The sequence below is a fragment of the Streptomyces sp. NBC_00286 genome, from assembly GCF_036173125.1.
In the GTDB taxonomy this organism is placed as follows: domain Bacteria; phylum Actinomycetota; class Actinomycetes; order Streptomycetales; family Streptomycetaceae; genus Streptomyces.
On sequence record NZ_CP108054.1, the window covers coordinates 5,462,046 to 5,475,244 of the forward strand.

General features: G+C 64.4%; 6 protein-coding genes, 3 rRNA genes and 1 pseudogene. 6 read left to right on the plus strand and 4 right to left on the minus strand.

The features are described 5' to 3' along the window. Nucleotides 1–31 precede the first annotated feature (31 nt). Nucleotides 32–856, plus strand: a complete 825-nt coding sequence (locus tag OHT21_RS25105; RefSeq protein ID WP_328770587.1) for a class I SAM-dependent methyltransferase — start codon at nt 32–34, stop codon at nt 854–856. Between the two features lie 52 nt (nt 857–908). Here OHT21_RS25105 and OHT21_RS25110 read toward each other — a convergent pair whose 3' ends face one another. Next, entirely contained in the window at nt 909–2,192 is a 1,284-nt protein-coding gene (locus OHT21_RS25110) for an MFS transporter (RefSeq protein ID WP_328774214.1), read from the minus strand. Between the two features lie 122 nt (nt 2,193–2,314). On the opposite strand from OHT21_RS25110, the gene OHT21_RS25115 reads away from it, so the two are divergent. The 4 genes from OHT21_RS25115 to rrf all read left to right on the plus strand — a co-directional run bounded on the left by OHT21_RS25115 (nt 2,315) and on the right by rrf (nt 8,684). Beyond that, nucleotides 2,315–2,863: a MarR family winged helix-turn-helix transcriptional regulator gene (locus tag OHT21_RS25115; protein ID WP_328770588.1), complete on the plus strand. Its 549-nt coding sequence runs from the start codon at nt 2,315–2,317 to the stop codon at nt 2,861–2,863. 648 nt (nt 2,864–3,511) lie between these two features. Beyond that, nucleotides 3,512–5,039: ribosomal RNA gene (locus OHT21_RS25120) — 16S ribosomal RNA — on the plus strand. Between the two features lie 313 nt (nt 5,040–5,352). Further along, nucleotides 5,353–8,476 (plus strand): 23S ribosomal RNA (locus tag OHT21_RS25125). A 91-nt stretch (nt 8,477–8,567) separates the two neighbouring features. Beyond that, nucleotides 8,568–8,684, plus strand: a 5S ribosomal RNA gene (gene rrf, locus OHT21_RS25130). Together the 16S, 23S and 5S rRNA genes form the textbook arrangement of a ribosomal RNA operon. 53 nt (nt 8,685–8,737) lie before the next feature. Here rrf and OHT21_RS25135 read toward each other — a convergent pair. Further along, the gene (locus OHT21_RS25135; RefSeq protein WP_328770589.1) at nt 8,738–9,406 is read right to left on the minus strand and encodes a response regulator transcription factor; all 669 of its coding nucleotides are present in this window, start codon (nt 9,404–9,406) and stop codon (nt 8,738–8,740) included. Next, on the minus strand, nt 9,403–10,698 hold the full coding sequence (locus tag OHT21_RS25140; RefSeq protein WP_328770590.1) for a sensor histidine kinase: 1,296 nt from the start codon (nt 10,696–10,698) through the stop codon (nt 9,403–9,405). The genes OHT21_RS25135 and OHT21_RS25140 overlap by 4 nt, the downstream gene beginning before the upstream one ends. Nucleotides 10,699–10,838: 140 nt before the next feature. On the opposite strand from OHT21_RS25140, the gene OHT21_RS25145 reads away from it, so the two are divergent. Further along, nucleotides 10,839–11,387 carry a GNAT family N-acetyltransferase gene (locus OHT21_RS25145; protein WP_328770591.1) on the plus strand — a complete coding sequence of 183 codons (549 nt, stop codon included), beginning with the start codon at nt 10,839–10,841 and terminating at the stop codon, nt 11,385–11,387. A 10-nt stretch (nt 11,388–11,397) separates the two neighbouring features. On the opposite strand, the pseudogene OHT21_RS25150 reads toward OHT21_RS25145, so the two are convergent. Then, nucleotides 11,398–12,438: pseudogene (locus tag OHT21_RS25150) on the minus strand (type IV secretory system conjugative DNA transfer family protein); the annotation flags it as partial. Nucleotides 12,439–13,199: the final 761 nt, after the last annotated feature.

Here is a 13,199-nt window from a genome sequence, read left to right on the forward strand (position 1 = left end):
GATCGCCGCACACGGTGCTAGTAGCTCCTCCATGGCAGAGGAAACGGAATCGGGCTTCCAGCTCTCAGGCAGTGCTCCCGAGCGTTACGAGCGGTACGTCGCGCCGATCATGGCGCCCTTCGTCGAGGCGGTCGTGGACGCCGTCGACCTGTTCCCCGGAGCCACCGTGCTCGACCTCGCGTGCGGCACCGGCTTCGCGGCACGGGTGGCCGCCGCCCGGGTCGGTCCCGCGGGCCGGGTCTTCGGCGCCGACCCGAACGACGCCATGCTCAAGGTGGCCGAAGCACACCACCCCCGCATGTACCCGGACATCGAATTCACCGTGGCCCCCGCCGACCAACTCCCGTACGCCGACGACACCTTCGACGCGGTCGTCTGCCAACAAGGCGCCCAGTTCTTGTTCTTCCCCGACCCGAACGCGGCCCTCACGGAAACGGCCCGCGTAACCCGCCCCGGCGGCCACTTCGCCGCCACCACATGGGCCTCCATCGACAAGTCCCCCTACTTCGCCGCCCAGCACCGGGCCATCACAGAACACGGCGGCCCAGAAGCGGCCGCAGGCTTCGCCGCCGCCTTCTCCTCCGCGGAACGCGTCACGGCCGCCCTGCGCCAGGCGGGCTTCCAGGACATCGTCGACCGCGAGGTCACCTTCGGTATCGCCCTGCCCCCGCTACCGGACTACGCCGCCAACCACCTCTCCGCGCTCCCCTGGGGCCAGACGATCGCCGAAACCGGCGGCCAGGAAGCCCTCACCAACGCCGGCCGCATGGTCCACACCCTCCTCAAAGACCACACGGCCCCCGACGGCACAACGACGCTCTCCTTCACCTCGACCCTGATCACAGCCACCCGCTGACACATGCCAGAGGCGGCCGCCACCCCAAGGTGACGGCTGCCTCCGCATGCCTTCAGACCTTCGCCGCTACGGCCTCCGATGGCTCCGCACCCCGAGCGACCACCCGACTCCTCGCCAACGACGGCTGATTCTGTACGGGCGTCAGCTGCCGCCCCAGCCGCACGGCCAGGAACGTGATGCCCAGCGAGAACAGCAGGAACGTCACGACGTACGGCCCGTGCAGCGCCGCCCCCATAGGCCCGCCCACAGCGGGACCGACCGCCAGCGCAAGCTGCTTCACCAGGGCGAACGCCGAGTTGTACTGCCCCGCCATCCCCGCCGGCGCCAGATCGGCCACCAACGGCGCCACAGTCGGCGACAGCATCGCTTCCCCAAGCCCGAAGAGCGCGTACGTCGAGACGAACGCGGCCGTGGCCATCGCCTGACTCCCGTGCCCGAGCCCCGCATACCCGGCCACACCCCATGCGACGGCCCAGATCAGCCCCACAGCCGCGATCACCCGCGACCGCCGACGCCGCTCCACGAACCTCAACACCACGAACTGCGCGACCACGATCACCGCCGTGTTCGCGGCAAGAGCCGTACCCAGCGCGGAAGTCGAGATCCCCGCAGCCTCAACCCCGTACGCACTCAGCCCCGACTCGAACTGCCCATAACAGGCGAAGAACAGCACAAACCCCAGCACACACAACTGCACCATGGCCCGATTACCAAGAAGCTCTCTCCAGCTCCCCTTGGCCCGCGGCGCGTCGTTCCCGATCCGAGGTGCAAGCGGCATCCGTACGGTCCCCATGACCACGACCAGCAGCAGAAACATCGCCGCCTCGATCGAGAACAGCAACGTGAAGGAGCCCGGCCGCGTGGCATCGACAAGATGCCCACCGATGAGCCCACCGACCCCAAGCCCGAGATTCTGCAGAAAGAACTGCATGGCGAAGGCCCGCGACCGCGTCCCGGCCGTCGAAAAGTCCACGATCATCGTCGCCAGCGCCGGCTGCATCACGGCCTGCCCCGCCCCGAGCACCCCCGCCGCCACCAACACAGCCGCCGCACTGCTCGCAAGCCCCAGACCCAGCGCACCCAACGCAGCGGTGACCAGGGCAGCCAGCAACACCGGCAGCGCACCGCGCCGCACAATGGCCCGCCCGGCAAACGGCAGCACAACCAGCGCGGCCACCGCGAACACGGCAAGCACAAGCCCCGCCGTCACAGCACCGAGCTCCCGCACCTGCGCCACATAGACGTACAGATACGGAACGGTGAAGCCGAGCCCGAACGCGCCGAGTGCGTTGCCCACATGGATCCGACGCATCGCCGCGCCCCTCGCCCTGGTCACTGTCACCTGCTTCAGTAGAGTCGGAGAACTTAAAAGTGAAGACTTCAAATCTAAACTTAGACTCTGAACTCTACACACTGAAGGACTTAGACCCCAAGCGAGCACATGCCATACTTCGGCTCATGGGCGACACCCCCGGCGCTGGCGAGCCGACACTCGAAGAGCAGATCGCCGCGTACCAGCGCGAGTTCCAGGACCTCGACCCCCAGGTAGAGAAGATCGTCTCGGCCCTCGGCCGCCTCAACCGCCGTATGAACGTCGCCTACGGCCGCCAGACCGCCACCCTCGGCATCAGCAACGCCGAGTGGGAGGTCCTCAAGGCCCTCGTCCTCTCCGGCGCCCCCTACCGCATGGGCCCGAGCGACCTCGCCAAGCGCCTCGGCCTGACTCCGGCCGCGATGACCCACCGGATCGACCGCATGGTGGCCGAGGGCCTGGTCACCCGAGAGCGCGACGAGTCCAACCGCGTACGCGTCATCGTCGAGCTCACCACCGAGGGCCGCGAGAAGTGGCTGGCAGCCATGCGCCTCGCCAGCGTCTTCGAGGAGGACCTGCTCCAGGACCTCACCCAGGAGGAACGCGGAGTCCTGGGCGACGTCCTGACCCGCCTCCTCCGCCGCGTGGAGCACGCCCAGCCGGACGCCGGCGGCCGGCTCACCGACCTGGACTGACGGCACCCCCGAGGTTTGCCGAGCCGTCGCCAAGGGGAAGGTTGACAACCCCCTCGTGGATCCGTAAGGTTCTTCGAGTTGCCACGGGGCCGTAACGGTTCTGCGACAGCAACTCCCGCCGCAGAAGCGGCACACCAAATCACTAGTGCGATCTCCCTACGGGGTCAATTTCGGCATGCCCGAATTGAATTCCCATGGGCCCCGGCAGCCCCGATTAGGAACTGCCGACAGCATCCGCTAAAGTTTGGAACGTCGGAACGGCCCAACAGCCGCGAGGACAAAGCCAGTTGACTGGAGTCAGGCCCGAAAGGATCTGATACAGTCAACGTCGCCGGAAGGCCGAAAGGCCGGAAAGCGAGCCCCCCCCGACTGGGAACCGGACGCGAAAACGTCTGCTAAAGTCGGAAGCGCAAGACCGAAGGGAAGCCCGGAGGAAAGCCCGCGAGGGTGAGTACAAAGGAAGTGTCCGTTCCTTGAGAACTCAACAGCGTGCCAAAAATCAACGCCAGATATGTTGATACCCCGACACCGGGATTGTTCCTGGTGGCGAGGTTCCTTTGAAGAAAACACAGCGAGGACGCTGTGAACCTCCCGTTCATTCCGCGGGGGGTTCCGCTCTCGTGGTGTCATCCCGATTACGGGAATACATTCACGGAGAGTTTGATCCTGGCTCAGGACGAACGCTGGCGGCGTGCTTAACACATGCAAGTCGAACGATGAACCACTTCGGTGGGGATTAGTGGCGAACGGGTGAGTAACACGTGGGCAATCTGCCCTTCACTCTGGGACAAGCCCTGGAAACGGGGTCTAATACCGGATAACACTTCCACTCTCCTGAGTGGAGGTTAAAAGCTCCGGCGGTGAAGGATGAGCCCGCGGCCTATCAGCTTGTTGGTGAGGTAATGGCTCACCAAGGCGACGACGGGTAGCCGGCCTGAGAGGGCGACCGGCCACACTGGGACTGAGACACGGCCCAGACTCCTACGGGAGGCAGCAGTGGGGAATATTGCACAATGGGCGCAAGCCTGATGCAGCGACGCCGCGTGGGGGATGACGGCCTTCGGGTTGTAAACCTCTTTCAGCAGGGAAGAAGCGCAAGTGACGGTACCTGCAGAAGAAGCGCCGGCTAACTACGTGCCAGCAGCCGCGGTAATACGTAGGGCGCAAGCGTTGTCCGGAATTATTGGGCGTAAAGAGCTCGTAGGCGGCTTGTCGCGTCGGTTGTGAAAGCCCGGGGCTTAACCCCGGGTCTGCAGTCGATACGGGCAGGCTAGAGTTCGGTAGGGGAGATCGGAATTCCTGGTGTAGCGGTGAAATGCGCAGATATCAGGAGGAACACCGGTGGCGAAGGCGGATCTCTGGGCCGATACTGACGCTGAGGAGCGAAAGCGTGGGGAGCGAACAGGATTAGATACCCTGGTAGTCCACGCCGTAAACGGTGGGCACTAGGTGTGGGCAACATTCCACGTTGTCCGTGCCGCAGCTAACGCATTAAGTGCCCCGCCTGGGGAGTACGGCCGCAAGGCTAAAACTCAAAGGAATTGACGGGGGCCCGCACAAGCAGCGGAGCATGTGGCTTAATTCGACGCAACGCGAAGAACCTTACCAAGGCTTGACATACGCCGGAAAGCATCAGAGATGGTGCCCCCCTTGTGGTCGGTGTACAGGTGGTGCATGGCTGTCGTCAGCTCGTGTCGTGAGATGTTGGGTTAAGTCCCGCAACGAGCGCAACCCTTGTCCCGTGTTGCCAGCAACCTCTTCGGAGGGTTGGGGACTCACGGGAGACCGCCGGGGTCAACTCGGAGGAAGGTGGGGACGACGTCAAGTCATCATGCCCCTTATGTCTTGGGCTGCACACGTGCTACAATGGCCGGTACAATGAGCTGCGATACCGCAAGGTGGAGCGAATCTCAAAAAGCCGGTCTCAGTTCGGATTGGGGTCTGCAACTCGACCCCATGAAGTCGGAGTTGCTAGTAATCGCAGATCAGCAGTGCTGCGGTGAATACGTTCCCGGGCCTTGTACACACCGCCCGTCACGTCACGAAAGTCGGTAACACCCGAAGCCCGTGGCCCAACCAGCTTGTCTGGAGGGAGCGGTCGAAGGTGGGACTGGCGATTGGGACGAAGTCGTAACAAGGTAGCCGTACCGGAAGGTGCGGCTGGATCACCTCCTTTCTAAGGAGCACCTGGCCGCCAGACCTCGTCTGGTGGTCCAGAGCCACTACGCAGGCACACGTCCTGCGGTGGTCAGCTCATGGGTGGAACGTTGATTATTCGGCACACTTGACCTGCTCTGGGTCGCGAGTACTGCTTCGGCGTGGAAAGCGATGAGGAGAGGCAAGGGTGCCGGGCACGCTGTTGGGTGTCTGAAGGTACGGGCTTTCGAGTCTGAACCTTCGGTGCCGGCCCCGGTGAACTCGCCTGTGAAGGCGGGGTGACGGGTGGTTGGTCGTTGTTTGAGAACTGCACAGTGGACGCGAGCATCTGTGGCCAAGTTTTTAAGGGCGCACGGTGGATGCCTTGGTACCAGGAACCGATGAAGGACGTGGGAGGCCGCGATAGTCCCCGGGGAGCCGTCAACCAGGCTGTGATCCGGGGGTTTCCGAATGGGGAAACCCGGCAGTCGTCATGGGCTGTCACCCACTGCTGAACACATAGGCGGTGTGGAGGGAACGCGGGGAAGTGAAACATCTCAGTACCCGCAGGAAGAGAAAACAACCGTGATTCCGGGAGTAGTGGCGAGCGAAACCGGATGAGGCTAAACCGTATACGTGTGAGACCCGGCAGGGGTTGCGTGTACGGGGTTGTGGGATCTCTCTTTCACGGTCTGCCGGCCGTGAGACGAGTCAGAAATCGTTGATGTAGGCGAAGGACATGCGAAAGGTCCGGCGTAGAGGGTAAGACCCCCGTAGTCGAAACGTCAGCGACTCGTTGGAGAGACACCCAAGTAGCACGGGGCCCGAGAAATCCCGTGTGAATCTGGCGGGACCACCCGCTAAGCCTAAATATTCCCTGGTGACCGATAGCGGATAGTACCGTGAGGGAATGGTGAAAAGTACCCCGGGAGGGGAGTGAAATAGTACCTGAAACCGTGTGCCTACAAGCCGTGGGAGCGTCGCACATCAAGCTTGCTTGGTGTGTCGTGACTGCGTGCCTTTTGAAGAATGAGCCTGCGAGTTTGCGGTGTGTTGCGAGGTTAACCCGTGTGGGGGAGCCGTAGCGAAAGCGAGTCCGAACAGGGCGATTCAGTAGCGCGCTCAAGACCCGAAGCGGAGTGATCTAGCCATGGGCAGGCTGAAGCGCGGGTAAGACCGTGTGGAGGGCCGAACCCACCAGGGTTGAAAACCTGGGGGATGACCTGTGGTTAGGGGTGAAAGGCCAATCAAACTCCGTGATAGCTGGTTCTCCCCGAAATGCATTTAGGTGCAGCGTCGTGTGTTTCTTGCCGGAGGTAGAGCACTGGATAGGCGATGGGCCCTACCGGGTTACTGACCTTAGCCAAACTCCGAATGCCGGTAAGTGAGAGCGCGGCAGTGAGACTGTGGGGGATAAGCTCCATGGTCGAGAGGGAAACAGCCCAGAGCATCGACTAAGGCCCCTAAGCGTACGCTAAGTGGGAAAGGATGTGGAGTCGCAGAGACAACCAGGAGGTTGGCTTAGAAGCAGCCATCCTTGAAAGAGTGCGTAATAGCTCACTGGTCAAGTGATTCCGCGCCGACAATGTAGCGGGGCTCAAGCGTACCGCCGAAGTCGTGTCATTGCAGCATGAGGGCCAACGCCCGCTGTGATGGGTAGGGGAGCGTCGTGTGCCGGGTGAAGCAGCCGCGGAAGCGAGTTGTGGACGGTTCACGAGTGAGAATGCAGGCATGAGTAGCGATTCACACGTGGGAAACGTGTGCGCCGATTGACTAAGGGTTCCTGGGTCAAGCTGATCTGCCCAGGGTAAGTCGGGACCTAAGGCGAGGCCGACAGGCGTAGTCGATGGAGAACCGGTTGATATTCCGGTACCCGCTGTGAAGCGTCAAACATCGAATCCAGTGATGCTAAGCCCGTGAAGCCGCCCTGATCTCTTCGGAGTTGAGGGGAGTGGTGGAGCCGGTGACCCGATCTGGTAGTAGGTGAGTGATGGGGTGACGCAGGAAGGTAGTCCAGCCCGGGCGGTGGTTGTCCCGGGGTAAGGGTGTAGCCCGAACGATAGGCAAATCCGTCGTTCACCAAGGGTGAGACCTGATGCCGAGCCGATTGTGGTGAAGTGGATGATCCTATGCTGTCGAGAAAAGCCTCTAGCGAGTTTTATGGCGGCCCGTACCCTAAACCGACTCAGGTGGTCAGGTAGAGAATACCGAGGCGTTCGGGTGAACTATGGTTAAGGAACTCGGCAAAATGCCCCCGTAACTTCGGGAGAAGGGGGCCATTCCTGGTGATCCGTTTTACACGGTGAGCTGGGGGTGGCCGCAGAGACCAGCGAGAAGCGACTGTTTACTAAAAACACAGGTCCGTGCGAAGCCGTAAGGCGAGGTATACGGACTGACGCCTGCCCGGTGCTGGAACGTTAAGGGGACCGGTTAGTCTAGTTTCGACTAGGCGAAGCTGAGAACTTAAGCGCCAGTAAACGGCGGTGGTAACTATAACCATCCTAAGGTAGCGAAATTCCTTGTCGGGTAAGTTCCGACCTGCACGAATGGCGTAACGACTTCTCGACTGTCTCAACCATAGGCCCGGTGAAATTGCACTACGAGTAAAGATGCTCGTTTCGCGCAGCAGGACGGAAAGACCCCGGGACCTTTACTACAGTTTGATATTGGTGTTCGGTTCGGCTTGTGTAGGATAGCTGGGAGACTGTGAACTTCGCACGCCAGTGCGGGGGGAGTCGTCGTTGAAATACCAGTCTGGTCGTGCTGGATGTCTAACCCGGGTCCGTGATCCGGATCGGGGACAGTGTCTGATGGGTAGTTTAACTGGGGCGGTTGCCTCCTAAAGAGTAACGGAGGCGCCCAAAGGTTCCCTCAGCCTGGTTGGCAATCAGGTGGTGAGTGTAAGTGCACAAGGGAGCTTGACTGTGAGACCGACGGGTCGAGCAGGGACGAAAGTCGGGACTAGTGATCCGGCGGTGGCTTGTGGAAGCGCCGTCGCTCAACGGATAAAAGGTACCCCGGGGATAACAGGCTGATCTTCCCCAAGAGTCCATATCGACGGGATGGTTTGGCACCTCGATGTCGGCTCGTCGCATCCTGGGGCTGGAGTCGGTCCCAAGGGTTGGGCTGTTCGCCCATTAAAGCGGTACGCGAGCTGGGTTTAGAACGTCGTGAGACAGTTCGGTCCCTATCCGCTGTGCGCGTAGGAGTCTTGAGAAGGGCTGTCCCTAGTACGAGAGGACCGGGACGGACGAACCTCTGGTGTGCCAGTTGTTCTGCCAAGGGCATGGCTGGTTGGCTACGTTCGGGAGGGATAACCGCTGAAAGCATCTAAGCGGGAAGCCTGCTTCGAGATGAGGACTCCCACCCCCGTTGAGGGGTTAAGGCTCCCAGGAGACTACTGGGTTGATAGGCCAGATCTGGAAGGCGGGTAACCGCTGGAGGTGACTGGTACTAATAGGCCGAGGGCTTGTCCTCAGCTGCTCGCGTCCACTGTGTTGGTTCTGAAACCACGAACAACCCCTGTCCTGGGCCACAGGACGGTTGCCGGTTGAGTGTTTCACAGTGTTTCGGTGGTCATAGCGTGAGGGAAACGCCCGGTTACATTCCGAACCCGGAAGCTAAGCCTTACAGCGCCGATGGTACTGCAGGGGGGACCCTGTGGGAGAGTAGGACACCGCCGAACAAATATTGAGAAAGCCTCACACCTTTTGGTGTGGGGCTTTCTGCATTTCAGGTTCAGGATGGGCGCACCAGACTTGTGTCGTACGCCAGGATCACTGCCTGAACTCGGTCGCGCGCCCCTGTCTTGGCGAGAATTCGGCTTACGTGCGTCTTTACCGTCGACTCCGCGAGATGAAAGCGGGAAGAGATCTCGGAGTTCGTCCAGCCCTGGCCGATGACGGTGAGGATTTCACGCTCTCGTTCTGTCAGGACAGCGAGTCGGGGGTCCAGGAAGGTGGAGTCGGTCGTTGCCGCGGACGGCAGGTGTTGGGCGTACGCGTCGAGGAGCCGTCTGGTCAGGCTGGGTGCGACCACTGCGTCTCCTGTTGCCACCGCCCGGATGCCTGAGAGGAGCTCCTCGGGGAGGGCGTCCTTGATGAGGAAGCCGCTGGCGCCTGCGCGTAGGCCGGCGTATGCGTACTCGTCGAGGTCGAAGGTGGTGAGGATGAGGACGCGGGTGCGGTCGCCGGAGGCGACGATTCGGCGGGTGGCCTCGATGCCGTCGAGGCCGGGCATGCGGATGTCCATCAGGACGACATCGGGGCTGAGTTCGGCGGTCATACGGACCGCCTCCGTGCCGTTGCCTGCCTCGCCCAGCACGGTCATGTCGTCCTGGCTCTCCAGAAGCATGCGGAAACCTAAGCGCTGGAGTGGCTGGTCGTCGGTGATGAGGACGGTGGTCACGGAGTGGCTTCCTTCGGTGTGGCGTCCCATGGTGCGGGGAGGGCCGGGAGGCGGACGTGGACTCGCCAGCCGCCGGTCGGCTGGGGGCCTGCTTCAAGTGTTCCGTCGTACAGGGCTGTTCGCTCTCGCATTCCGGTGAGGCCGCGGCCCTGGGTGGCATCGGTCGCGTTCGGTGCGGGGCCTCCGCGTCCGGTGTCGGTGACTGACGCCGTGACGGCGCCCCCGTCCTCGTACGAGATCGAGACCTGTGAAGTGGCGTTCGGGCCGGCGTGTTTGAGGGTGTTGGTGAGGGCTTCCTGGATGACGCGGTAGATCGTGAGCTGGGTGCCGGCGGGGACGCGGACCGGAGGGCCCTCGATCTTGAGGCGTACGGGGAGGCCGGCTGAGCGTACGCCGTCGATGAGGTGGTCGAGGTCGGTGAGGGAGGGCTGGGGGGTCAGTTCGGCTGTGGGGGCTTCTTCGCGTAGGACGTCGAGGAGGCGGCGGAGTTCGGCTAGGGCCTGGCGGCTTGTTGTGCCGATCGCCTCCAGGGCCTGGGCTGCTCGGGCTGGGGACTTGGCGGCCGCGTACGAGCCGCCGTCGGCCAGGCCTGTGATGACGGAGAGGTTGTGGCCGATGATGTCGTGCATCTCGCGGGCGATGCGGGTGCGTTCCGCGACCGCGGCTAGCTGGGCCTGTTGGTCGCGTTCGACTTCGAGTTGGCGGGCGCGGTCGACGAGGGAGGCGAGGTACTCCTGGCGTGTGCGGACCGCGATGCCGCCGACCGCTGCCAGGGCGAGGCTCATCATGATCGGGGCGATCGTGGCGCCGGGGCCCTCCTTGTCGGGGTAGCGGTAGCCGAGGTGCCAGAAGGGCGCTGAGGCCAGCGCGTACGACCAGAGCAGGGTGCGCAGGCGGGTGCGCAGGGCGATGTTGAAGATGACGATGAGCAGGGTCATGGAGGCTTGCAGGGCCGCGCCCGCCCAGACGTTGGCGACGGAGAACGGCATCATCACCAGCAGGACGGCGAAGGGGTGGCTGCGGCGGCAGAAGAGGGGTAACGAGAAGCCCAGTGAGATCGTTCCGACCAGCCATGCCGGTGTGTCGGGGTTTTCGGTGACGTTCTTCCAGCCGCCGCTCGTGAAGTCGATGAGGCAGGCGGTCACGTAGAAGCCGGTGAGCAGGGTGTCCCACACCCACGGGTGGCGTCGGTCGAAGGCGCGGCCTCGTTGGATGATGCGGTGGAACTGGCGGGTGAGGGGCTGCCCGTTCGGCGTCCAGTCGCCCGGCCAGTCCTTTTCGCGTGTCGTCACCACGGGCCCATCTTTGTATGGAGTCCCGTCATACGTCGCGTCGTCATGGGTTGATGCTCGTCCGGGGTGGTGTGCGGGGCGTCGGACGGGGGTGGGAAATGGGGTGAGGGGCGTAGTACCTCGGTATTACGGTGGCGCTCATGGGCCCTGTGATTCGTTCTATACGTGCCGATGAGTGGGTGGCGGTGAAGGAGCTTCGGCTGGATGCGCTTCGGGATCCAGTGGCGCATCTTGCCTTTCTCGAGACATATGAGGAGGCGGTGGGGAAGCCTGACGGTTTTTGGCGGGAGCGGGCTGCGGGGGCTGCGGAGGGGGTGCTTGAGCGGCAGCAGTTTGTGGCTGAGGCGGGTGACGGGCGGTGGGTTGGGTCCGTTGTCGTGCTTGTTGAGGAGGCGGGGGCGGAGGGGACGTTCGGGGGTGTCAGTGAGGTGCGGCAGGGGCATCTCGTGGGGGTTTTTGTGCGGCCTGAGTGGCGGGGGCGGGGGGTTACCGAGCGGCTTTTCGCGCGTGCGGTGGAGTGGGCGTGGGGAGTGGCTGGGGTAGAGCGGGTGCGGTTGTATGTGGATGAGCGGAACTCGCGGGCCGAGGGATTTTACCGGAAGTTCGGGTTTGTGCCGTCGGGGGTGAGTGTTCCGGCGCCGGGGGAGAGTGGGGCGCGGGAGTTGGAGTTGGTGATGGAGCGGGTCTGAAGGGGCTTGCTCAGGTGGGGAGTTCCTCGTTGGGCCAGCGGGTGCGGGCCTGTTCTCGGGAGCGTAGAAGCGCGAGGGTGGGCATGCCTCGGTCGGGGCCTGTGGTGAGCAGGTCCGGGAGTTGAGGGAGCGGGGCCACCGCGGCTACGTCTTCCAGGACGAGGGTGAGTGGTGGGTCGAGGCGGCCGGAGGATGACCGTTCGGCCATGCGCCGGCCGCGCTCGACCACGCTTGAGGCGAGCGCCGTCAGAAGTGGCATCGCGCCCGGGTTCGCCTTGGGGTCCTCGATGGGTTCACCCACCACATAAAGCGTGCCCCCTTCGTTGACGAAGGAATCCAAGGTGAGGGCGTCAGTTCGGTTGGGGGTGCAGGCCTCGCGGACGTTCACTGTGAAGAGGGAGGACAGGGCGCGAGCCGTCAACTCCTGGGCGATGTCGCGGCGTTCGGGGTACGAGGTGAGGGCGGCCTCGAGTTCGCCTGCGGAACCGGAGGCGGCCTTGGGGTTCGTACGGAGGATGCGTACGGCTTCTTGGACGCCTGTGCCCTGGGCCCAGCGGTGGAGGTGGCGGATGGCGCGGCCGTCTGTTGCGGCGGCGTGGAGGTAGCTGCGGAGGAGGGTTTCCGCGGTGTCTGCGACCGCCTGGTCCATTTTTGCGGCGGGGCGGACCGGGGCGAGGAGGGCTGTTGCCCTGGCCCTTGCGGTGTCCTTGTCCTGGCAGCCGGTTGAGGGGGACCAGTGGAGGCGGGCCGGGGTGTCGCAGAGGTGGGAGGGGTCGTAGAGGAGGACGGGGCCGAGTTTTGCGCGGGCGTCCTTGGTGTCCGACCAGAGGGTCGGGCTGGAGGTGACGACGAGGGCGGGGCCCTCGGCGTCGCGGACTGCCTCGGTGGCCAGGGGGTGGCGGGTTTGGGGAGGGCCGAGGATTACGGGGCCGCGCCGTGGGCCGGGGATGGGGGGCTTTTCCCACCCGCCCGCCCGTTTATTGGGGGCTGCATAGGGAGCCGAACCGAACGGCGGCTCCGCCGGGGCGAAGGGGGATGTGGGGGGAGCGGGCGCGTGGGGGTGCGTCGGGCCGGAGGCGCCCAAGGGGCGGAGGACTGGGTCGGAGCCTGCCGCAGGCGGATGGCCTGAGCCGGAGTTGGCCGTGGGGTGGAGGGCTGAGTCGGCAGTGTCCCCGGGCAGGCGGTCCGAGCCGACGCCGGCCGCCGGTAGCCCGGAGCCTTCCGTGCCCCCGGCTGGGAAACCCGAGCCGGAGTCAGCCGAAGACGGATGGCCGGAGCCTGTCGCGCCCGCGGACGGAACTTCGATACCGGCGGTGGATGGGAACCCTGGGGCGGTCGCGCCCCCGGCTGGGAAGCCCGGCCCGGTGTCAGCGACCGGCCGAAGCCCCGAGCCGGCTCCAGGCCGACCGTCCGAACCAGCTGCACCCCCAGGCACCACACCCGAGCCGTATGCCCCGCCCGGCGGGAGTCCCCCGCCCCCAGGCGCAGCGCCCGAGCCAGCCGTGTCCCTCGGCAGACCCCCCGAGCCGTACGCTCCGCCCGTCGGGAGCCCTTGGTCCCCAGGCGCAGCGCCCGAGCCAGCCGTGTCCCTCGGCAGACCCCCCGAGCCGTACGCCCCGCCGGGCGCTGGTTGCGAGCTGGGCTGCCCGCCCGGCCGGAATCCCGAGTCCCCACGCTGATCCCCCGAGCCGTACGCCCCGCCCGGCGCCGTTTCCGAGCCGGGTCGCTCGCCCGGCCGGAGCCCCGAGTCCCCCCGCTGAACCCCCGAACCGGGCGCCTCGTCCTGCGGAACCCCCGAGCCCCCAGGCGCAG